This is a genomic window from Thermobifida cellulosilytica TB100 (assembly GCF_001517975.1).
GTDB classification, from domain to species: Bacteria; Actinomycetota; Actinomycetes; order Streptosporangiales; family Streptosporangiaceae; genus Thermobifida; species Thermobifida cellulosilytica.
The window spans coordinates 55,204-76,132 of record NZ_KQ950189.1; the positions used below are offsets into that span (position 1 = coordinate 55,204).

18 protein-coding genes are annotated in these 20,929 nt (G+C 72.4%); 9 read left to right on the forward strand and 9 right to left on the reverse strand.

Going from position 1 to position 20,929, the window contains the following annotated elements:
* The first annotated feature begins 93 nt into the window (after window positions 1-93).
* Window positions 94-762 carry a response regulator transcription factor gene (locus tag AC529_RS18940; RefSeq protein ID WP_068758702.1) on the forward strand — a complete coding sequence of 223 codons (669 nt, stop codon included), beginning with the start codon at window positions 94-96 and terminating at the stop codon, window positions 760-762.
* A gap of 26 nt (window positions 763-788) precedes the next feature.
* On the forward strand, window positions 789-2,069 hold the full coding sequence (locus AC529_RS18945) for a sensor histidine kinase (protein ID WP_068758703.1): 1,281 nt from the start codon (window positions 789-791) through the stop codon (window positions 2,067-2,069).
* 13 nt (window positions 2,070-2,082) lie between these two features.
* Here the strand turns inward: AC529_RS18945 and AC529_RS18950 are convergent, their stop codons facing one another.
* The 4 genes from AC529_RS18950 to AC529_RS18965 form a co-directional block, all read right to left on the reverse strand.
* The gene (locus AC529_RS18950) at window positions 2,083-2,712 is read right to left on the reverse strand and encodes an MBL fold metallo-hydrolase (protein ID WP_068758704.1); all 630 of its coding nucleotides are present in this window, start codon (window positions 2,710-2,712) and stop codon (window positions 2,083-2,085) included.
* Window positions 2,713-2,809: 97 nt separating this feature from the next.
* Window positions 2,810-3,820, reverse strand: coding sequence for an adenylate/guanylate cyclase domain-containing protein (locus AC529_RS18955; RefSeq protein ID WP_068758705.1), 1,011 nt, complete (start codon window positions 3,818-3,820; stop codon window positions 2,810-2,812).
* 169 nt (window positions 3,821-3,989) lie between these two features.
* On the reverse strand, window positions 3,990-4,829 hold the full coding sequence (locus tag AC529_RS18960; protein ID WP_068758706.1) for a biotin--[acetyl-CoA-carboxylase] ligase: 840 nt from the start codon (window positions 4,827-4,829) through the stop codon (window positions 3,990-3,992).
* 97 nt (window positions 4,830-4,926) lie between these two features.
* Window positions 4,927-7,527 (reverse strand): phosphoenolpyruvate carboxylase, encoded by a 2,601-nt coding sequence (locus AC529_RS18965; protein ID WP_269745562.1) that lies wholly within the window; start codon window positions 7,525-7,527, stop codon window positions 4,927-4,929.
* 260 nt (window positions 7,528-7,787) lie between these two features.
* On the opposite strand from AC529_RS18965, the gene AC529_RS18970 reads away from it, so the two are divergent.
* The 5 genes from AC529_RS18970 to AC529_RS18990 all read left to right on the forward strand — a co-directional run bounded on the left by AC529_RS18970 (window position 7,788) and on the right by AC529_RS18990 (window position 13,419).
* Window positions 7,788-9,392: an acyl-CoA carboxylase subunit beta gene (locus tag AC529_RS18970; RefSeq protein ID WP_068758707.1), complete on the forward strand. Its 1,605-nt coding sequence runs from the start codon at window positions 7,788-7,790 to the stop codon at window positions 9,390-9,392.
* Complete coding sequence (locus AC529_RS18975; RefSeq protein WP_068758708.1) at window positions 9,392-9,634, forward strand: acyl-CoA carboxylase subunit epsilon; 243 nt, start codon at window positions 9,392-9,394, stop codon at window positions 9,632-9,634. Before AC529_RS18970 ends, AC529_RS18975 begins: the two co-directional genes overlap by 1 nt.
* Window positions 9,635-9,748: 114 nt before the next feature.
* Window positions 9,749-11,512, forward strand: a complete 1,764-nt coding sequence (locus AC529_RS18980) for an acetyl/propionyl/methylcrotonyl-CoA carboxylase subunit alpha (protein ID WP_068758709.1) — start codon at window positions 9,749-9,751, stop codon at window positions 11,510-11,512.
* An 87-nt stretch (window positions 11,513-11,599) separates the two neighbouring features.
* Window positions 11,600-12,055, forward strand: coding sequence for a hypothetical protein (locus tag AC529_RS18985; protein WP_157080283.1), 456 nt, complete (start codon window positions 11,600-11,602; stop codon window positions 12,053-12,055).
* A gap of 83 nt (window positions 12,056-12,138) precedes the next feature.
* On the forward strand, window positions 12,139-13,419 hold the full coding sequence (locus tag AC529_RS18990) for a chemotaxis protein CheA (RefSeq protein ID WP_068758711.1): 1,281 nt from the start codon (window positions 12,139-12,141) through the stop codon (window positions 13,417-13,419).
* 100 nt (window positions 13,420-13,519) lie between these two features.
* On the opposite strand, the gene AC529_RS18995 is transcribed toward AC529_RS18990, so the two are convergent.
* Entirely contained in the window at window positions 13,520-14,902 is a 1,383-nt protein-coding gene (locus tag AC529_RS18995; RefSeq protein WP_068758712.1) for an NAD(P)H-quinone dehydrogenase, read from the reverse strand.
* Between the two features lie 174 nt (window positions 14,903-15,076).
* On the opposite strand from AC529_RS18995, the gene AC529_RS19000 reads away from it, so the two are divergent.
* Window positions 15,077-15,526 (forward strand): gamma-glutamylcyclotransferase, encoded by a 450-nt coding sequence (locus AC529_RS19000; protein WP_068758722.1) that lies wholly within the window; start codon window positions 15,077-15,079, stop codon window positions 15,524-15,526.
* Between the two features lie 351 nt (window positions 15,527-15,877).
* Here the strand turns inward: AC529_RS19000 and AC529_RS19005 are convergent, their stop codons facing one another.
* From AC529_RS19005 to AC529_RS19020, 4 genes are read right to left on the reverse strand one after another with little or no spacing between them, the layout of a single operon-like run.
* A complete protein-coding gene (locus tag AC529_RS19005; RefSeq protein WP_083948469.1) occupies window positions 15,878-16,447 on the reverse strand; it encodes a PH domain-containing protein in 570 nt (189 codons plus the stop codon).
* The gene (locus AC529_RS19010) at window positions 16,444-17,541 is read right to left on the reverse strand and encodes an adenosine deaminase (protein ID WP_068758714.1); all 1,098 of its coding nucleotides are present in this window, start codon (window positions 17,539-17,541) and stop codon (window positions 16,444-16,446) included. The genes AC529_RS19005 and AC529_RS19010 overlap by 4 nt, the downstream gene beginning before the upstream one ends.
* A 52-nt stretch (window positions 17,542-17,593) precedes the next feature.
* The gene (locus AC529_RS19015) at window positions 17,594-18,823 is read right to left on the reverse strand and encodes a M20 family metallopeptidase (protein WP_068758715.1); all 1,230 of its coding nucleotides are present in this window, start codon (window positions 18,821-18,823) and stop codon (window positions 17,594-17,596) included.
* Entirely contained in the window at window positions 18,810-20,009 is a 1,200-nt protein-coding gene (locus AC529_RS19020) for a glutamate--cysteine ligase (protein WP_068758716.1), read from the reverse strand. The genes AC529_RS19015 and AC529_RS19020 overlap by 14 nt, the downstream gene beginning before the upstream one ends.
* A 608-nt stretch (window positions 20,010-20,617) precedes the next feature.
* On the opposite strand from AC529_RS19020, the gene AC529_RS19025 reads away from it, so the two are divergent.
* The coding region (locus AC529_RS19025) for a galactokinase family protein (protein ID WP_332307084.1) at window positions 20,618-20,929 on the forward strand (312 nt) is incomplete at its 3' end.

Consider the following 20,929-nt stretch of genomic DNA (forward strand, 5'->3'; position numbering starts at 1 on the left):
TGCCGGAGGCGGGGCTTGCGCATTTTTGGTCAACCACTGGTCAATCGGCGCGCGTGATCCGAAAATCTCGGCGAGAGTCTTACGATCAGTGCTATGACCTGCGTTTTGCTGGCCGAAGACGATGCTTCGATCTCTGAACCGCTGGCCCGCGCACTCCGGCGGGAGGGCTACTCGGTCGACGTGACCGTCGACGGCATGGAGACACTCGACCGCGCCCGCACCGGCGACATCGACCTGTTGGTCCTGGACCTGGGACTGCCCGAGATGGACGGGCTCGAAGTGGCCAGACGGCTGCGCTCGGAAGGCCACGGCACTCCCATCCTGATCCTCACGGCCCGTGCCGACGAGGTCGACACCGTCGTGGGACTGGACGCGGGGGCCGACGACTACGTCACCAAGCCCTTCCGGCTGGCCGAACTCCTGGCCCGGGTCCGGGCGCTGCTGCGCCGCGGCGGCGGGGAGGTCCCCGTGGTCCACGGGGTCCGTATCGACAACGACTCGCGCCGCGCCTGGCTGGGCGACCGGGAGCTGCAACTGACCACCAAGGAGTTCGACCTGCTGCGCGTGCTCGTCCGCGACGCGGGCAAGGTGGTCACCCGGGAGCAGATCATGCGCGAGGTGTGGGACACCAACTGGTGGGGGTCCACCAAGACCCTGGACATGCACATCTCCTGGCTGCGCCGCAAGCTCGGCGACGACGCCAACCAGCCCTCCTACATCACCACCGTCCGGGGGGTCGGGTTCCGGTTCGAGAAGGACTGACGAACGCGCGGCGTTGACGAGGCGACATGCGCAGGAGGATGCTGTTCTCCACCCTCGTGGTGGCCGTCATCGCGGTGCTGCTGCTGGGGCTGCCCCTGGGCGCCCTCACCTACCAGCAGGTGAACGACACGAACGTGGCCCAACTCCAGCGCGAGGCCGAGGTCATCAGCACCGAGGTGGACGCACAACTGCTGCGGGAGGGCCGGGTCGACACCGCCTACTTCGCCAAGGTCTACCCCCAGCGGCACATCGAGATCACCCGCGAGGGCTCGCCCACGGTGGTCACCGGCGGCTGGGAGTACGACCCGCGCGATCCGGACGCCCCCGCGGCGCTGAACGCCACGGCCAGCTCCGCCCGCGCCTCGGTCTCCGTGTGGCGGGACACCCGCGGCGTGCGGGAGGAGATCATCAGCGCCTGGCTGGGCATCGCCTCCCTGTCCCTGCTGGCCATCGGCGTCGCGGTCGGGCTGGCCATCTTGCAGGCCCGCAGGCTCACCCTGCCCCTGGTCGACCTCGCCGCGACGGCCGAACGGCTCGGGTCGGGGGTGATCAGCCCGTGGGGGCACCGCTACGGCATCCCCGAGGCCGACGCCGTGGCCGAGGTGCTGGACCGCAGCGCCGAACGCATCGCCAGTCTGATCTCGACCGAACGGCACTTCGCCACCGACGCGTCCCACCAGTTGCGCACCCCGCTGACCGCGCTGTCGATGCGCCTGGAGGAGATCATCGCGGAGGCGGACAAGCCGGACGTGGTCCGGGAGGAGGGCGAGGCCGCGCTCGCCCAGACCGAGCGGCTCGTGGACATCGTGGAGAGCCTGCTGGGGCGGGCCCGCCGCACGCAGAACCCGAAGCTGGAACCGGTCGCCATCGACGACGTGATCGAGCAGTTCATGGAGGAGTGGCGGCCGGTCTTCACCCAGGCGGGGCGGAAGATCCAACTGGTCGGACAGCCGGGCCTGACCGCCATGACGGTGCCCACCGACCTGGCCCAGATCCTGGCCACCCTGGTGGAGAACTCCTTCAAGCACGGCGCCGGGACGGTGACCGTCCGCCGCGTGGAGACCGGGCAGTCGGTGCGGGTGGAGGTCAGCGACGAGGGCGAGGGCATCCCCGAGGAACTGGCCCCGCGCATCTTCGAACGCGAGGTGACCAGCGGGAACGGCACCGGGTTGGGCCTGGCGCTGGCCCGGCACATCGCCGAGTCCGAGGGGGCCCGGGTGGAGTTCGTCCACTCCAGGCCGACCACGTTCGCCCTCTTCCTGCCTCCCGGCCGGGCCAGCGCGCCGCGGACCACCGGCCCGGCCTGACCGGGCCGCCGGGTCAGCCCAGCCGCGCCGCCTGGTCGGCGATCGTGGTGGGCTCGCCGTGGCCGGGGAAGACCGTGGTCTCGGGCGGCAGGGTGAGCAGGTGGTCGCCGATCGACGCGCGCAGCGCCGCCGGGTCCGAGTGTCCGTACTCGGCGCTGCCGGGACCGTGCGCGGACAGGGTGTCGCCGGTGAACACCGCGGCCAGGGCGGGCGCGTACAGGCAGACCGCGCCCGGCGAGTGGCCGGGCGTGTGCCGCACTTGCAGTTCGACCCCGCCCACCTGGAGGACCTCGCCGTGCAGCAGGGGCGCGTCGGGTTCGCGCCCGGGGTGGAGCCGGTCCCACAGCCGCCCGTCGGCCGGGTGCAGCAGGATCGGCGCGTCGGCGAGGTCGGCCAGGGCCGCCGCCGCGTTGACGTGGCTCTCGTGGGCGTGGGTGCACACGACCGCCATCAGCTCGCGGTCGCCCAGGGCCAGGGAGATCGCGGTCGGGTCGTGGGCCGGGTCGACCACGATCGCGACGCGGTCGTCCCCGATGACCCAGACGTTGGAGCTGACCTCCCGCTCCGCGGAGCCGCCCCCGAGCAGACCCGTGGTGACGACTCTGCCGACCGTGACGGGTGCCGTGCCGGTGCTTTCGGTCATGGGTCGGACCACCGCTCTCCGTCGTTGCGCGCCACACCCGCGTCCGCGGCCTCTCAGGAAGGTGTTCCCGCGGTGGGGGCGGAGTAACGCGGCGGGCTCACCCGCCCAGCGCCACTTTCGCCCCGAAGCTGCGGCGCAGCGCGTAGGGCTGGAGCTGTCCCAGGCCGTGGGCGTGGCGGGCGCGCACCGCCACCACCTGGAAGTCCTCCTCGTCCCTGAGCTGCTCGGCCAGGGCGTCGTCGATGAGGACGGTGCCCGGGCGGGCGAAGGAGGTGAGGCGGCTGGCCCGGTTGACGGTGGTGCCGAACACGTCGCCGAGCAGCGCGAGCACCGGCCCGTAGGCCACGCCGACCCGCACGTCGGGGATCTCGACGTGGGTCTTGACCCCGGCGGCCAGTTGCAGGGCGATGTCGGCGGCCTGCTGCGCCTCGTCGGCGACGTAGAGGATCTCGTCCCCCAGGGTCTTGACGATGCGCCCGCCGCAGGAGGCGACGATGTCGGCCGAGGTCGCCTCGAACCCCTCCACCACGTCGGCCAGGCCCACCTCGTCCAGCTCGCGGCTGAGCGTGGTGAAGGAGACCAGGTCGGCGAAGCCGACGACGAGCGGGAAGTAGTGCGGGGAGGCGTGCTCGCTCTGCTGCTCCTGGACCGCCAGGCTGCGCGAGATCGCCGCGGCCAGTTGGCGCCGCCAGACGTGCAGCAGCAGCGTCTCCACGTCGGGCAGCAGCTCCTTGGCCAGGCCCACCAGCGGCCCCAGGTGCTCGTCCGTGTCGACCTCGGGCTTGTAGGACAGGGTGGTGAGGATGCTGGTCTGCCACTCGGCGAGCCGGATCATGGTCTGGCCCATGGCCCGGGCCAGGCGGACCGACGCCTCCTCGGTGAGGATGCCGTCGCGGAGCAGTTCGGCGGTGACCCGCATGGCCTCGACGTCGCTGTCGGTATAGGCGGGGGTGTCGTCGCCGCGCGCGGCGAACCCCAGCGCCCGCCAGAGCCTGGCGGCCATCTCGGGCGAGGTCCCCGCGAGTTGCGCCACCTCGTCACGGGTGTACCGCGCCTCGCCTCCCATCAGGACGGCTTCGATCTCCTTGGGGTCAGGACGAGACGACATGGGATTCTCTCGGATTCGAGGTCGGGGCGGTGGGGGTGACGCCCGTCGGACACGGGTCAGCCGACACCCCTCCACGGTGGTGAGGCGCGCATGACTGTCGGTTTAGTACCTCCGGGGCGCCTCCGTCAAGAAAACCGCCCGGGCGGGGTGCGGTCGGTGCGGGAGCGGGTCACGGTGCGACGGGGCGGACGTGGACGACGTCTCCCGAGGTGAGCGGGTGTGTCCGCCCGTCGTCCGCGCGCACCAGGAGCCTTCCCTCCGCGTCGGTCCCGGCGGCCGAGCCCTCCAGCGTGCCGCCGCCGGGCAGGTGCACTCTCACCCGCTGGCCCAGGGTGGTGCAGCAGGAGCGGTACTCCTCGGCCAGGCCGCCGGCCTCGGCGTCCCCGCCGTGCGCGGCCCAGCGGGTGTAGCGCTCGGCGAAGGCGCGCAGGACCTCGCGGAGCAGGGTGTCGCGGTCGGTGCACGCCGCCCCGGCCAGGGCCAGCGAGGTGGCGGTGTCGATCGGGAGCTCCTCGCGGGTCTGGGAGACGTTGAGCCCGGTGCCGATGACGACCGCGGCGCCCGCGGGGCCGAAGGCCGCCTCGGAGAGGATGCCGGCGAGTTTGCCGCCGTCCGCCAGGACGTCGTTGGGCCACTTGAGCCCCGCCTCGACCGAGGCGGTGCGCTGCACGGCGTGCACCACCGCCACGCCCATGAGCAGCGGGAGCCACCCGTAGGTGCGGGGCGGCGCGGTGGGGCGCAGCAGCACCGAGAAGGTCAGCGCGGCCCGCGCGGGGGTGTGGAAGGAGCGGTCCAGCCGCCCGCGTCCGGCGGTCTGGTGCTCGGCGACCAGGACCGTTCCGGCGGGCGCACCGCGGCGCGCCCGCGCGACCAGTTCGGTGTTGGTGGACTCCAGCGACGGCACGACGTCGATCGCGGCCCACATCGTCTCCGGACCCACCAGGTCCCGCTCCAGTTCCTGTCGGTTCAGGGGCGGTCTGCCGGGGTCCGGGCGGAGCGAGGAAGGCATGGCTCCATTCAACCAACGCTTCACCGCGGCCCGGTCCGCCCGTCCCCGGAGTCCGTCCGCCCGCCGCGCGCGGCGGGCGGACGGGCAGGCGCGGGCGTCAGCCGGTGTTCTGCAAGCCGGCGGCCACCCCGTTGACGGAGAGCAGCAGCAGCCGCTCCAGGTGGTCGCGGTCCTCCGCGGAGAGCCGGTCGGCCTCGCCGGTGCGCAGCGCCTCCAGGGCGCGCAGTTGCAGGTGCGACAGCGCGTCCACGTACGGGTTGCGCAGGTCCACGGCCCGGGAGAGCACCCGGCGGTTCTCCAGCAGCCGGGTGTGGCGGGTGACCCTGAGCACCAGCTCCCGGGTGCGGTCGTACTCGGTGAGCACCTGCTCGGTGAGTTCGGGCCGTCCGCCCAGGGCCAGGTAGCGCTCGGCGATCACCCGGTCGGTCTTGGCCAGGCTCATCTCGGCGTTGTCCAGCAGCGAGGCGAACAGCGGCCACTCCTGGTAGGCGGTGTGCAGCGCGTCGAGGTCGTCGACCGCGGCCAGGCCGCTGCCCAGCCCGTACCAGCCGGGCAGGTTGACGCGGGTCTGGGTCCAGGCGAACACCCAGGGGATCGCGCGCAGGTCGTCCAGGCCGCGGGCGGCCGACCGCCGGGCCGGGCGCGAGCCCAGGCGCAGCTCGCTCAGCTCCTCCAGCGGGCTGACCCGGGAGAACCACTCGGCGAAGCCCTCGGTGTCGACCAGGGCGCGGTAGGCGGCGTGCGCGGCCTCGGCGATCCGGTCGGCCAGGCCCCGGAAGCGGGCGGCGGCCTCCGTGGCCCTGCGCTGCACGCTCTCGGTGGAGGTCATCAGCACCGCGTGGCCCACCTGTTCGATGTGCCGGTGGGCGATGGCCCGCTGGCCGTAGCGGGCGAAGATGACCTCTCCCTGCTCGGTGACCTTGAACCGGCCGTCCACCGATCCGGGGGCCTGGGCCAGCACCGCGCGGTTGGCGGGGCCGCCGCCCCGGCCGAGCGCGCCGCCGCGGCCGTGGAACAGGGTGAGCGTGATGTCGTTGGCGCGGGCCCACTCGGCCAGCCGCGCCTGGGCGTCGTAGAGCCGCAGGGTGGCGCTGACCGGGCCGACGTCCTTGGCGGAGTCGCTGTAGCCGAGCATGACCTCCAGGCGGCGTCCGGTCTGCTCCAGGCGGCGTTGGACCGGGGGCAGTTCGAGCATGCCGTCGAGCACCTGCGGGGAGGCGTCCAGGTCCGCACCGGTCTCGAACAGCGGGATCACGTCGAGGGCGGGTGCCCGGCCCGCGGGCACGGCGCGCTCGGCGAGCTCGTAGACGGCGGCGATGTCCTCGGCGGTGCGGGTGAAGCTGACGATGTAGCGGTGGCACGCCTCGACGCCGAAGCGCTCCTGGATCCAGGCGACGACCCGCAGCGTGGCGAGGACCTCCTCGGTGCGCTCCGACAGCGCCCCGCCCGCGCGCAGCTCTTCCAGCGCGGCCGCGTGCACGGCGCTGTGCTGGCGGATCTCCAGCTCGGCCAGGTGGAAGCCGAAGGTCTCGGCCTGCCAGATGAGGTTCTGCAACTCGCCGTAGGCCTGGCGGACCGCGCCCGCGGCGGCCAGCGACTCCTGGACCACGCGCAGGTCGGCGAGGAACTCCTGGGGTCCGGAGTAGGCGAGGTCGGCGTCGCGCCGCCGGGTGGCGGCCAGCCGTTCGGCGGCGAACAGCAGGAGCTGGCGGTGGGGCTCGTTGGGCGAGCGCTTGACGATCTCCTGCATCAGGCGCGGGTGGGCGGCCTGGGCTCCGGCCAGGGCGGCGCGCAGGTCGGCGCTGGGCGGGGTGAGCTCGCTGTACTCGGTGTGGGTGCGGCCGATGCGCTCGCAGGCGGTCTCCAGGGCGGCGAGCACGTGCTCGGACTGGACGGCGATGGCCTCGCGGGTCACCTCGTGGGTGACGAACGGGTTGCCGTCGCGGTCGCCGCCGATCCAACTGCCGTAGCGGACGAACGCCTTGGCCGGGGAGGGGCGCAGCCCGGCGCCCTCGGGGTCGAGCGCCCGGTCGAGGCTGCGGTAGACCTCGGGGATGACGCGGAAGATGGTCTCGTCGAAGGCGGCCATGGCGGTGCGCACCTCGTCGAGCGGGTCCATCTTCTCGTAGCGGAGCTGTGAGGTTCGCCACAGCAGGTCGATCTCCTCCAGCAGCCTGCGGCGCGCCTCGGCCTCGGCGCCGCTGCCCTTGTGGGCCGCGCGCAGTTGTTCCAACTGGACGCTGATCCGCTGGATCGCGGTGGACACGGCGCGCCGCCGCGCCTCGGTGGGGTGAGCGGTCAGGACCGGGCGGAACTCCATCCCCGCGACGAGCTCTCGCAGCCGCTCCTCGCCCGCGTCCTCGCGGATGGTGCGCACCGCGGCGGCCAGCGACTCGCGCTGCGGGTTGGCCGCGTCGTCGCGTTCCCGCAGGGAGCGGATGCGGTGGTGTTCCTCGGCCAGGTTGACGAGGTGGAAGTACACGGTGAAGGCGCGCGCCACCTGCTTGGCGCGCTCCAGGGGCCACGAGGCGACGAGCTGGGTGATCTCCTTGCCCTCGACCGTCCCCTCGCGGGCTCCGATGACGGCGTGGCGCAGCCGCTCCACGTCGTCGAGCAGGTCCTGGCCGCCGCTCTCGGCGAGCACGGTGCCGAGCATCTCGCCGAGCAGGCGGACGTCGCCACGAAGCTGGTCGGGCATCTCCTGGCGGGCGCTGTCGCGTGTCATGGCACAGACGATACCCAGATTGGTCTACGCCATTTGGGACGGGTGTCCCTTCGAGTGTCCCTTTGGTCGCCCAGAGTCGGCATCCCTGGCATTAAAGATGAGAACTGTTATCATCAAAGCGTTTCACGGTGGGGGTAAACGACCTGCTCAGCGAGTTCCTCTCCGGCAGCGCCGGGGAACAACGCCCATCTCCCCGCCTGGCCGAAAAACCGCACCTAATACTCTGAGGCTTTATGGCGACCCAAGCCCCTGAACCGCTGCCCGCGGACCAGATCGACATCCACACCACCGCGGGCAAGCTCGCGGACCTGCAACGCCGCCGCTACGAGGCGGTCCACGCGGGATCCGAGCGAGCCGTAGAGAAACAGCACGCCAAGGGCAAGATGACCGCCCGCGAGCGCATCGACGCCCTCCTCGACCCGGGCTCCTTCGTCGAGTTCGACGCCTTCGCCCGCCACCGGTCCACCAACTTCGGCCTGGAGAAGAACCGCCCGTACAGCGACGGCGTCGTCACCGGCTACGGCACCGTGGACGGCCGCCCCGTCGCGGTGTTCAGCCAGGACGTCACCGTCTTCGGCGGCTCCCTCGGCGAGGTCTACGGCGAGAAGATCGTCAAGGTCCTCGACCACGCGCTCAAGACGGGCTGCCCGGTGATCGGCATCAACGAGGGCGGCGGCGCGCGCATCCAGGAGGGCGTGGTGGCCCTGGGCCTCTACGCCGAGATCTTCAAGCGCAACACCCACGCCTCCGGGGTCATCCCGCAGATCTCGCTGGTCATGGGCGCGGCCGCGGGCGGCCACGTCTACTCCCCCGCGCTCACCGACTTCATCGTGATGGTCGACCAGACCTCCCAGATGTTCATCACCGGTCCCGACGTCATCAAGACGGTCACCGGCGAGGACGTCACCATGGAGGAGCTGGGCGGCGCCCGCACCCACAACACCAGGTCGGGCGTGGCCCACTACATGGCGGCGGACGAGAACGACGCCCTGGACTACGTCCGGGCGCTGCTGTCCTACCTGCCCTCCAACAACCTGGAGGACCCGCCGGTGGAGCCGACCGCCGTGGACCTGGAGGTGACCGAGGCCGACCTGGAGCTGGACACCTTCATCCCGGACTCGGCCAACCAGCCCTACGACATGCACCAGGTCATCGAGCACATCGTCGACGACGGCGAGTTCCTGGAGGTCCACGAGCTGTTCGCGCCGAACATCATCGTGGGCTACGGGCGGGTGGAGGGCCACCCGGTCGGCATCGTCGCCAACCAGCCGATGAACTTCGCGGGCTGCCTGGACATCGACGCCTCCGAGAAGGCCGCCCGGTTCGTGCGCACCTGCGACGCCTTCAACATCCCCGTGCTGACCCTGGTGGACGTCCCCGGCTTCCTGCCCGGCACCGACCAGGAGTTCAACGGCATCATCCGGCGCGGGGCCAAGCTGCTCTACGCCTACGCCGAGGCGACCGTGCCGCTGGTGACCGTCATCACCCGCAAGGCGTTCGGCGGCGCCTACGACGTCATGGGCTCCAAGCACCTGGGCGCCGACATCAACCTGGCCTGGCCCACCGCGCAGATCGCGGTGATGGGCGCCCAGGGAGCGGTCAACATCCTGCACCGGCGCACCCTGGCCGCCGCCGACGACGTCGAGGCGACCCGGGCCCAGCTCATCGCCGAGTACGAGGACACCCTGCTCAACCCGTACAGCGCGGCCGAACGCGGCTACGTGGACGGCGTCATCATGCCCTCGGAGACCCGCACCTCCGTGGTCAAGGCGCTGCGCGCGCTGCGCGGCAAGCGCAAGCAGCTTCCGCCCAAGAAGCACGGAAACATCCCGCTCTGATGGCCAGCGAACGACCCCCGTCGCCCTCCGCTCCCTTCCTGCAGGTCGTGCGGGGCGACCCCAGCCACGAGGAGATCGCGGCGCTCGTCGCGGTCCTGACCGCCCGTGCCCGGGCCGCCCGGGCCGCCCGCGAGCGGGCCGCCGCCCCGGGGAGCCGCTCGGGCTGGCGCGACCACGCCCGGCGCCTGGGGGTGTCGCGCCCGGGACCCGACTCCTGGCGTCGCAGCTTCCACCCGGGGTGACCCCGCCCGTTCCCGGGTCCGTACACCCGGACGCGGCGGCCCCGCCGTCCTCAGAGACCCGCCTACGGCATCGGCGTCGAGCAGCCGGTGCCCCTTCCGGAGGAGTGTTCGACCGTGCGTAAAGTTCTCATCGCCAACCGGGGCGAGATCGCTGTCCGGGTGGCACGAGCCTGCCGCGACGCGGGCCTCGGCAGCGTCGCGATCTACGCCGAACCCGACCTCGACGCACTGCACGTCAAGGTCGCCGACGAAGCCTACGCCCTCGGGGGGCAGACCCCCGCCGACAGCTATCTGAACATCGACAAGATCCTGGCCATCGCGGCCGAGTCCGGTGCGGACGCGGTCCACCCCGGCTACGGGTTCCTCGCCGAGAACGCCGAGTTCGCCCAGGCCGTCATCGACGCCGGGCTGACCTGGATCGGCCCCCCGCCCGCGGCGATCACCGCGCTGGGCGACAAGGTCCGGGCCCGCCACATCGCGCAGAAGGTGGGCGCCCCGCTGGTCGCGGGCACCCCCGACCCGGTGTCGGGCGTGGACGAGGTGGTGGCCTTCGCCGAGCAGCACGGCCTGCCGATCGCGATCAAGGCGGCGTTCGGCGGCGGCGGGCGCGGCCTGAAGGTCGCCCGCACCCTGGAGGAGATCCCCGACCTCTACGAGTCGGCGGTGCGCGAGGCCGTCACCGCGTTCGGCCGCGGCGAGTGCTTCGTGGAGCGCTACCTGGACCGCCCCCGGCACGTGGAGACCCAGTGCCTGGCCGACGCGCACGGCAACGTCGTGGTGGTCTCCACCCGCGACTGCTCGTTGCAGCGCCGCCACCAGAAGCTGGTCGAGGAGGCCCCCGCGCCCTTCCTCACCGACGAGCAGGTCGAGCTGCTGTACTCCTCCTCCAAGGCGATCCTGCGCGAGGCGGGCTACGTGGGCGCCGGCACCTGCGAGTTCCTGGTGGGCGCCGACGGCACCATCTCCTTCCTGGAGGTCAACACCCGGCTCCAGGTGGAGCACCCGGTCACCGAGGAGGTCGCCGGGATCGACCTGGTGCGGGAGATGTTCCGCATCGCCGACGGCGAGGAGCTGGGCTACGACGACCCGGTGCTGCGCGGCCACTCCTTCGAGTTCCGCATCAACGCCGAGGACGCCGGACGCAACTTCATGCCCGCCCCCGGCACCATCACCTCGATGCGGCTGCCCGGCGGCCCCGGCGTGCGCGTGGACACCGGCTGCGAGCCGGGTTTCACCGTGCCGCAGGCGTTCGACTCGATGGTCGCCAAGCTCATCGTGACCGGGCGCACCCGCGCCGAGGCCCTGGAGCGGTCCCGCCGCGCCCTCGCCGAGTTCGAGGTCGGCGGCATGCCCACCGTCATCCCGTTCCACCAGGCCGTGGTCTCCCACCCGGCGTTCGCCCCGGAGGACCCCGCACAGCCGTTCCGCGTGCACACCCGGTGGATCGAGACCGAGTTCGACGGCGTCATCGAGCCGTTCGCGGGCGAGACCGAGCAGGCCGAGGCCGCCGAGCGCGAGCGGGTCACCGTCGAGGTCGGCGGCAAGCGGGTCGAGGTCGTGCTGCCCGCCGGCCTGGGTGCGGACCTGGCGTCGGCCCCCGCCGCCAGGAAGTCCGGCCGACGCGGCGGCTCCCGGAAGAAGGGCGCGGCCGCCGTCAGCGGCGACGCCCTGGTCAGCCCGATGCAGGGCACCGTGGTCAAGGTCGTGGCGGCCGACGGCCAGGAGGTCGCCGAGGGCGACACCGTCGTGGTCATCGAGGCCATGAAGATGGAGCAGCCGCTCACCGCGCACAAGGCGGGCACCGTCACGGGCCTGTCGGTGAGCGCGGGCGAGACGGTCGGCAACGGCGCGGTGATCTGCGAGATCAAGGACTCCTAGGCGCGGCGCCGACCGCGGCGCAGCAGACCGGCAGGGCGGGCCGTTCCCCGGGAGCGGCCCGCCCTCGGCACCTACCGACCGGCTCGCATGCCTGGTGAGAGCAGTCACACCCCGGTTCCGGCCCGCCCGGCCCAACCCTCTAGGCTCTCTCCATGCTCTTCTGGCACCGCCTGGCCGTGGGGGCTGGTCCTGCTCGACCTGTGCGACGCCCACGCCGACCAGGTGTCCGCCGCGCGGCCGGACCCCGTCCCGGCGCGGCACTGCTTCTTCGACCCGCTGCACGGCACCCGCACCCGCACCACGCCGTGGCGCAGGCTCGGCAGCCGCCGCAAGGTCACCGTGTGGGCCTGCGGCGACTGCGCCGCCGCGCTCCGCAACCACCGGCAGCCCGAGGCGCTGCCCGCCGTCCTCGACGGCGGGCAGCGGATCCCCTACGACGAGCTTCCGCCGGAACGCAGCGTGTGGGCCGCCACCGGGTACGGAACCCTCCACGACGACCTGGTGGCCCGAGTGCTGCGCGGCGACCCGCGGGACGGACGGTGACGCCGCGGACGCAGCCCGCCCGCCGGGAACGATCCCCCCTCTTCGTACGTCTACACAGGTGAGAGAGGCGAGAGGAACGGATCATGTTGCGCCGACTGGCAGTCACATTGCTCGCCGCGGCGGCCGCGGTCGTCACGGTGGCCGCGCCCGCGGGCGCGAAGACCAGCGCGGACGAGGTCGCCGACGCGCTGAACAGCTCCCACGTCTACGTCGACCCCGACGCGGCCGAGGTCGTCTCCGACCGTGACGCGGACCTGATGAGCCAGGCCGCGGAGAACGTCGACACCCCCGTCTACTTCGTGGTGCTGCCCGACGACGGCGAGTTCACCTCGCAGGCGGCACTCGGTTCGTTCATGGCCGACGTGCAGCAGGACGTCGGCGACGGCTCCTACCTGGTCTTCATCGGCAACACCACCGCGGCCGACTCCACCGTGCTCGACTCCTCCGACGTGGCCGCGGCCGAGCAGGCCGCCCAGCGCATGAGCACCGTTCCCGACGCGGCGGTCGCCTTCGCCAACGAGGCCGAGGCGCGGGCCGACGCCGCCGCGGCCTCCGGGATCTTCAGCATGGTCCTGCTGGGCCTGCTCGCCCTCGCGGTCGTCGGCGGCGGCTTCCTCCTGTACCGCGCCAAGAAGAAGAGCGAGGCCCGGGCCGCGCGGGAGCTGGAGGAGGTCAAGAAGACGGTCACCGAGGACGTGGTGCTGCTCGGCGAGGACATCGCCGCCCTCGACCTCGACCTCAGCCAGGCCGACGAGGCCACCCGCACCGACTACACCAACGCGCTGAACGCCTACGACCGGGCCAAGGCCGAACTGGAGACCATCAAGCGGGCCGACGAGATCCAGCGGGTCACCGAAGCCCTGGAGGACGGCCGCTACTACATGACCGCCACCCGGGCCCGGCTGGCGGGCGAACCGGTTCCGGAGCGCCGCGCCCCCTGCTTCTTCAACCCGCAGCACGGCCCGTCCGTCCAGGACGCGGACTGGGCTCCGCCCGGCGGTACGGCGCGACCGGTCCCGGTCTGCCGCGCCTGCACCAGCGAGCTCCACTCCGGCGGCCACCCCAGCGTGCGCATGGTCGAGGCGGGCGGACGCCGGGTGCCCTACTACGACGCCGGTCCCGCCTACGCCCCTTATGCGGGCGGCTACTTCGGCACGGACCTGATGGTGGGCATGTTCACCGGCATGATGCTCGGCAACATGATGGGCTCGATGGTCGGGGCCAGCATGCTGGGCGCCGGCATGGGCGACTTCGGCGGCGGCGACGCAGACGGCTTCGGCGACTTCGGAGACGGAGGCGGCTTCGGCGACTTCGGCGGCGGCGGATTCGACGGAGGCGACTTCGGCGGTTTCGGCGACTTCTGACCTCCGCTCTCCGGCGCAGCAGGCAACGGAGGGGGTCCCGGCCCGCGCGGCCGGGACCCCCTCCCGCGTTCCGGAGGCCGCGGGGCGGCCGGAAGGCCCCCTACTCGGGGGAGCCCTGCATCAGGGAGCGGGCGGCCTCGGTGACGCTGCCCGACAGCGACGGGTAGACCGCGAAGGTGTGCGCGACGTCGTCGACGGTGAGCCGCTGCTGCACCGCCAGGGAGACGCCCAGGATCAGCTCGCTGGCCCGCGGCCCGACGATGACCCCGCCCAGCACGATGCCGGTGTGCTGGCGGCAGATCAGCTTGACGAAGCCGTCGCGGGTGCCGTGCATCTTGGCGCGCGGGTTGGTGTCCAGCGGCAGTTTCACGATGCGGCCGTCGACCCGTCCGGAGATCACGTCGTCCTCGGTGACGCCGACCGCGGCCAGCTCGGGGTGGGTGAACACGGTGGAGGAGACGGTGGACAGCCGCAGCGGGGCCACCGCCTCGCCGAGGGCGTGCCACATCGCGATGCGGCCCTGCATGGCCGCCACCGAGGCGAGCATGTTGACGCCCGTGCAGTCCCCGGCCGCGTACACCCCGGGGGTGGAGGTCCGCGACACCCGGTCCACCTGGACGAACCCGCGCTCGTCCAGCCGCACCCCGGCCTCCTCCAGGCCGAGGTTGGCGGTGTTGGGGATCATGCCGACCGTCATGAGGCAGTGGCTGCCCTCGAGGGTGCGGCCGTCGGCGAGCCGCACGAGCACGCCGTCGTCGGTGCGGGTCACCGACTCGGCCCGGGAGTTGCCCAGCACCGTCATGCCGCGGCGGGCGAAGACCTCCTCCAGCACGCGGGCGGCGTCGGCGTCCTGGGTGGGCATGACGCGGTCGCGGGAGGAGACGAGGGTGACGTTGGAGCCGAGTGCCTGGTAGGCGTTGGCGAACTCGGCGCCGGTGACCCCGGAGCCGACCACGATGAGCTTCTCGGGGAGTTCGTTGAGGTCGTACAACTGGCGCCAGGTGAGGATGCGCTCCCCGTCGGGGCGGGCGGTGGGCAGCTCGCGCGGGTGCGCACCGGTGGCGATGAGCACCACGTCGGCGTGGATGCGCTGGTCGCCGACGGCGACGATGTGCGGGTCGACCAGCCTGGCCTCGCCGATGATGATCTCCACGCCCTCGGTCCGCAGCCGGTTGGCGGTGTCGACGGACTGGGCCTGCGCCAGCCGCTTGACCCGGGCGTTGACGGTCTTGAGCTCCACCCGGACCAGGTCCTTGTCCTCGGGCTCGTTGCCGACGATGATGCCGAGCGTCGCGGCCTCCTTGACGTAGGAGGTGCGCACCGAGGTGGCGATGAGCGTCTTGGAGGGCACGCAGTCGGTGAGCACGGACGCGCCCCCGATGCCGTCCCGTTCGATGACCGTGACGTCCGCCCCCAGTTGGGCGGCGACGAGGGCCGCCTCATATCCTCCGGGTCCGCCTCCGATGATGACGACCTTCGTCACGTTCCATCCACTCCTTACATCCTTCGGCCGCAAGGTCCGCCCGTGGTGGACACGCCCCGGCCTGGTGGGCCGCGGACGCCGGTATCGCCTACTGGTCGGTGGCTCCATTGTCGCGCATATCGAAGGCGGCGGTTCGGAAAGCGCGGCAGCGCCGAAAGCCGTAGCATGGCCCGCGTGCCCCTATACGCCGCATACGCCAACAATCTCGATCCGGACCAGATGGCCGAGTGCGCGCCGCACTCGCCGCTGTGGAACACCGGTTGGTTGCAGGGCTGGAGACTGACCTTCGGCGGCGGCAGCGCCCAGGGCGACGGCGCACTGGCCACCGTGGTGGAAGACCCCGGTTCCAGCGTGTTCGTGGCGCTCTACGACGTCGCCGACTGGGACCTGCAACGACTGGACGGCTGGGAGGGCGGCGACATCGGCGTCTACACCCGGATCAAGGTGCGGGTCACCACCCTGCTGGACGGGGAGGTCACCGCGTGGACCCACGTTCTCAACGACTACGAGGGCGGCCTGCCCACCGCCCGGTACCTGGAGATGCTCGCCACCGCGGCGGAGAAGGCCGGCGCGCCCCTCGACTACGTGCTGGACCTGCGTTCCCGACCGTGTGAGCCGAGATAGCGGACACGAAAGAAGGCTCCCGGAGCAGAGGCGCCGCGTCCGCATGGTCCGAGCCGGACGCCCGCCTCTCCTCCGGGAGCCGTGTGCCCGGGGCGCCGGTTCGGCACCGGAGCGGCGTGGCGAGCAGCATCCCGATGTCGAGATGGTTCCGCGCCGATGCCGTGGCCGACGGTCCGTGACACTGCGTACGCCGGGCACCTGTCCGCGCAACCTGTGCCGAGACGTACTCACTGCTTTCGGGTGACCCGCGCTTCACCCGGGGACGTTCGGGGCCGGTCCTGCACCGCCCCCATCCCTTTAGGCATGCCTAACCTAACCCGTATGGGGCATGCGGGTCAAGTGGGACGGCGGTCACAGCAGCGCCAGCGACGCCAGCCACAGCGCCACCGGGACGGCCAGCGCGGCCACCGCGTCCGGCGACCACACCACCGTCGGCCCGGTCGACGCGCCCCCGGCCGCGAGGCGGGCCTTGTGCCGCTCCGCCTCCGAGCGCAGCGTCCGGGCCACCCGCTCCGTGGGGCGCAGCTCGCGCGGGTCGTCCTTCTCCTCACCGAAGCCGTTGAGGCGGCGCAGGTTCCGCCGCACCTCGGCGCGCTTGTTCTCCCGCAGCGACCAGGAGCGGAACACCTGGTCGCCGGCGTGCACCCGCAGGACGTCGGTGACGTCGGCCCAGGTGAAGTCGGCCCACGGCACGAAGACCTCGCGCAGCGGGTTGACCAGGCGCACGCCCTCCTCGGTCGCCACGACCTTGGGGCGCACCGCCAGCACGTACACGGCCCCCACGGTGACCAGCAGCACCGCCCCGGAGACGACCGCGCGGAAGTCGGTCCCCCGCACCACCAGGTCCACGAGCAGGAACACCGAGATCACCACCCAGGCCCACCCGAGGACGTGGGAGACGGGCTGCCGGAAGGTGGTCATCGCACTTCCCATCTGAGTCGGGCGAAGCCCGGTTTGATCAGGCCGTTGATGAGCGCCAGACGCTCGTCGAAGGGCGCGAAGGCCGATTTCATCGCGTTCACCGTGAACCACTCCAGATCGTCCCAGTCGTAGCCGAACGCGTCCACCAGCGCAGCGAACTCGTCAGACAGGGTAATTCCACCCAACAGCCGGTTGTCGGTGTTGACCGTGACCCGGAACCGCAGCCGGCGCAGCAGGCCGATCGGATGGTCCGCGACGGAGGACGCCGCTCCCGTCTGCACGTTCGAGCTCGGGCACATCTCCAGTGGAACACGCTTGTCCCGCACGTAGGCGGCCAGCCTCCCCAACCGCACCTCGCCGGAGTCGTCCACCCCGATGTCGTCGACGATGCGCACCCCGTGCCCCAGCCGGTCCGCGCCGCACCACTGCAACGCCTCCCAGATCGACGGCAGCCCGAACGCCTCCCCGGCGTGGATGGTGAAGTGCGCGTTCTCCCGCCTCAGGTACTCGAACGCGTCCAGGTGCCTGGTGGGCGGATGGCCCGCCTCGGCTCCGGCGATGTCGAACCCGACCACGCCGTCGTCCCGGTAGCGCACCGCGAGCTCGGCGATCTCCCGGGACCGCGCGGCGTGCCGCATCGCGGTCAGCAGCGTGCCCACCCGGATCGGCGTGCCGCGTCCGGCGGCCCGGCGGCACCCCTCGGCGACCCCCGCCAGCACCGCCTCGACGACCTCCTCCAGGCGCAGCCCTGCCCGCAGGTGCTGCTCGGGGGCGTAGCGCACCTCGGCGTAGACGACCCCGTCGGCGGCCAGGTCCTCGACGCACTCGGCGGCGACCCGCTCCAGCGCCTCCCGGGTCTGCATCACCGCGACCGTGTGGCGGAAGGTCTCCAGGTAGCGGTCGAGCGAACCGGAGGCGGCCGCCGCGGTGAACCAGGCGCCGAGCGCTTCCGGCTCGTCGGCGGGCAGGTCGGGGTAGCCGACCGCGTCGGCGAGCTCGACGACCGTGCGCGGTCGCAGCCCTCCGTCGAGGTGGTCGTGCAGCAGCACCTTGGGGGCGCGGCGGATCTGTTCCAGAGTCGGTCTGCGGTCCACCAGCCCAGCTTGCCACCCGGGACGGGCCGTCCCCGGCAGCCCGGGCGCGGTGTCAGGCCACCTCGGTGCCCTCGAGGGCGCCCGACCGCTCCGCCCGCAGCGCGGTCAGCGCGGTGGCGGCCATGAGCTGCACCCCCACGCCGATGGCGGCCTCGTCCACGTCGAAGGTGCCGCGGTGCAGGTCGAGCATGGGGCGGTCGGAGCCAGCCCAGTGCGTGCCCAGCCGGGCGTAGGCGCCCGGGGTGCTCTCCAGGTACCAGGCGAAGTCCTCGCCGCCCAGGCTCTGCGCGGTGGACACCACCGCCTGCGGCCCCAGCACCCGGGTGCAGGCGTCGCGGAGGATCTCCACGCTGCTCGGCTCGTTCACGGTGGGCGGCACGCCCCGCCGGTAGTCCAGTTCGACCCGCACCCCGTAGGCGGCGGTGACCGACTCCAGCAGCTCCTTGACCAGGTCGGGGGCGGCGTGCCAGGCCGCGTCGTCCAGGCAGCGCACCGTTCCCGCCACGACCCCGTCGTCGGGGATGGCGTTGGGCGCCGACCCCGCGCTGATGCGGCCCCACACCAGGCTGAGCCCGGCACGCGGGTCCACCCGCCGCGACAGCGCGGCGGGCAGTTCGGTGACGATCTTGCCCAGGGCGTAGACCAGGTCGGCGGTCAGGTGCGGCCGGGCGGTGTGGCCTCCCGGCCCCGACAGGCGCACCAGCACCTGGTCGCAGGCCGCGGTGATCGGCCCGGGCCGCAGCCCCACCTGGCCCACGGGCAGCCGCGGGTCGCAGTGCAGCGCGAAGATCCGGTCCACGCCCTCCAGGCCGCCCGCGTTGATCACCTCGCGGGCGCCTCCCGGGAGCTCCTCGGCCGGTTGGAAGACCAGGCGGACCCGGCCGGGCAGCGCGCCGGCCCGCTCCTGCTGCGCCAGGAACAGGCCGGCGGCCAGCACGACCGTGGTGTGCACGTCGTGGCCGCAGGCGTGGGCGGCCCCCGGCACGGTGGAACGGTAGGGGACGTCCTTCTCGTCGTTGAGGGGCAGGGCGTCGATGTCGGCGCGCAGCGCCACGGTGGGACCGCTGTCCGCGCCGATGTCACAGATCAGCCCGGTTCCCTGGGGCAGACGCAGCGGTTTGAGGCCGGCTTCGGTGAGCCGCTCCTCGATCCGCTGCGTCGTCCGGTGCTCGGCGAAGGCGAGTTCGGGGTGCCGGTGAAGGTCCCGGCGGAACTCGACGAACTCCCGTTCCCGGCGCGCCAGGAACACGGCCAACTGCTCCCGCAGGTCACGCCCCTGCATGCGAGGGACCCCCATTTCTTGACGGATCTGTTCGACCGTGGTCCGCCATGCCCGCGGGCACTCCGGCCCGGAACTCCTCGGCGAGGGCGTCGACCACGTCGGTGAGTGTGCCTCCCTGCTTGATGATGGCCCGCTGCCGCTCGTAGGAGGCGCCGTGGTTGAGGATCTCGGCGACGACGTCGAGGTCCTCGGCACAGCCCAGGCGCTCGGCCACCGGCCTCAGTTCATGCAGCAGTTCGTACAGGTCGTCGCGCAGGGAGACGGTGCTCCCGCGCTCGTCGGTGATGATACGGGCGTCCAACCCGTAGCGGGTGGCACGCCACTTGTTGTCGTTGACCACCCAGGTCGACGGGCTGGGCAGCCGGTAGCCCCGGTCCAGTTGCTGCTCGAACAGTTGCACCAGGCTCTGCGACAGCGCCGCCGCCATGCCGACCTCGCGCACCGTGGGAATGCCGTCGAACATCCGGATCTCGACCGTGCCGAACTCCGGGTGCGGACGGATGTCCCACCACACCTCCTTGATGCTGGAGATGGTGCCCGCGCGCAGCAGGGTGTCCATGTACTCCTCGAAGGCCCCCCAGTGCGCCAGGCGCGGCGGCGGACCGGCCGTGGGCAGCGCACCGAAGACGACGGAGCGGCTGGAGGCCAGGCCGGTGTCGTGCCCGCTCCAGAAGGGGCTGGAGGCGGTCAGCGCGAGGAAGTGCGGCAGGTAGCGGGAGAGCGCGTTGACGATCGGGACGACCTTGTCCTGGTCGGTCACGCCGACGTGGACGTGGACGCCGAAGGTGAGGATGCGCCGCGCCAGCCACTGCAACTGCTCGACCAGTTCGCCGTAGCGCTGCCCCGGGGCCATCGTCTGGTCGCGCCAGTCGTCCATCGGGTGGGTGCCCGCACAGGCCAGGGCGATCGCGCGGCGGTCCGCGGCCTGGGCGAGCCGGGCGATGGTGGCGGAGAGGTCCTCCCGGACCTCCTCCACGGTCTCGCAGATGCCGGTGACCACCTCGATCGTGCTCTGCATGAGCTCGTGCCGCAGCGGGGGGTTGCTCTCCGTGCGGCTCAGGTCGGGCAGTTCCCCGAGCAGTTGCTCGGCCTCCTGGCGCAGGTGCCCGCTGCCCCGGTCCACCAGTTGCAGTTCCCACTCCACCCCGAGGGTGGCTCTCTTCGAGGGGTTGAATTCGATGGTCATGTCCGCCCTCCGCGCTGCTCGGCCGGGAACCGCTTCGGCCGCGCGGCACACCGGGCGTCGCCGCCGACACCGTGGGTACGCCGCATAGCCGTTCCGCTCCCTGTTGATCTCCGACGCGCGTGGCCGACCGCAGGACACCGGATCGCGGAACCGACGGAACACCGATCCGTTCCGTCAGGAGACGTACAGATCCCACCGGACCCGCGAAGAGGCGGCGAAGTGTGTTCTCGCACCGTGCCGCCCCGCCGTCTCGGGGTGCCGTCTCCGGTCCGTTCCGGTCGGGACGCGGCCCTCGGGGACGGCGCTCGGGTGCGGCCGGTGGGTCCCGGACTCCGCAACACGTCGCCAGGCACCACGCTACCGAAAGAACACGGAAACTGCCCCGAAGTGACAAACACGTAATGCCTCCGTCACACTCCAGTGGAGTTCCGCCACACGCGTCATTCGGATTCCCTACCCACCAGATGGGCATCTCCCCCGCACCGGGCGCCTCCCCCGCACGCCCCTACAGTGGGACAGGCGCTTCTTTGTCCCCTGTGGTCTGCAATGACCTGCGTTTTCGTCGTCTGCGGCGCCGCCCGTCGAATTTTCCCGAAAGGAGGGGCATCGTGAGACTGTTCGGGTCCGGCCGGAAGGAGCCCCCGGTGGACGACGGCGCCGTCGCGGCGTCGCGGGCCGCGGAGCGGGCCGAGGAGGCGTTCCGCTCCGTCCACGGCTGCGCCCCGGCCGGGGTGTGGTGGGCCCCCGCGACCGTCCCGCTGCTCGGCGACCACTTCGGCGCCGCCGACGCGCGGGTGCTGTCGGCGGCCCTGCCGTGGGGGACGGCGGTCGCGCTCGCCCCCGCGGACGGGGACGCCGTGGAGGTCCGCTCCGCCCGCGCCCCCTCCCGCGCCGTCCGCCTCACCGCGCGGCGACCACCG

Excerpts from the sequence above, each read along its gene's own strand:
- AC529_RS19005 (WP_083948469.1), bottom strand. The coding sequence starts at position 16,447 with ATGACCACCTTCCGGCAGCCCGTCTCCCACGTCCTCGGGTGGGCCTGG.
- AC529_RS18965 (WP_269745562.1), bottom strand. The coding sequence starts at position 7,527 with ATGCCCGACCAGCTTCGTGGCGACGTCCGCCTGCTCGGCGAGATGCTC.
- AC529_RS19020 (WP_068758716.1), bottom strand. The coding sequence starts at position 20,009 with ATGACCATCGAATTCAACCCCTCGAAGAGAGCCACCCTCGGGGTGGAG.
- AC529_RS18950 (WP_068758704.1), bottom strand. The coding sequence starts at position 2,712 with ATGACCGAAAGCACCGGCACGGCACCCGTCACGGTCGGCAGAGTCGTC.
- AC529_RS19015 (WP_068758715.1), bottom strand. The coding sequence starts at position 18,823 with ATGCAGGGGCGTGACCTGCGGGAGCAGTTGGCCGTGTTCCTGGCGCGC.
- AC529_RS18955 (WP_068758705.1), bottom strand. The coding sequence starts at position 3,820 with ATGTCGTCTCGTCCTGACCCCAAGGAGATCGAAGCCGTCCTGATGGGA.
- AC529_RS18960 (WP_068758706.1), bottom strand. The coding sequence starts at position 4,829 with ATGCCTTCCTCGCTCCGCCCGGACCCCGGCAGACCGCCCCTGAACCGA.
- AC529_RS18990 (WP_068758711.1), top strand. The coding sequence starts at position 12,139 with ATGTTGCGCCGACTGGCAGTCACATTGCTCGCCGCGGCGGCCGCGGTC.
- AC529_RS18940 (WP_068758702.1), top strand. The coding sequence starts at position 94 with ATGACCTGCGTTTTGCTGGCCGAAGACGATGCTTCGATCTCTGAACCG.
- AC529_RS18945 (WP_068758703.1), top strand. The coding sequence starts at position 789 with ATGCGCAGGAGGATGCTGTTCTCCACCCTCGTGGTGGCCGTCATCGCG.
- AC529_RS18985 (WP_157080283.1), top strand. The coding sequence starts at position 11,600 with ATGCCTGGTGAGAGCAGTCACACCCCGGTTCCGGCCCGCCCGGCCCAA.
- AC529_RS18970 (WP_068758707.1), top strand. The coding sequence starts at position 7,788 with ATGGCGACCCAAGCCCCTGAACCGCTGCCCGCGGACCAGATCGACATC.
- AC529_RS18975 (WP_068758708.1), top strand. The coding sequence starts at position 9,392 with ATGGCCAGCGAACGACCCCCGTCGCCCTCCGCTCCCTTCCTGCAGGTC.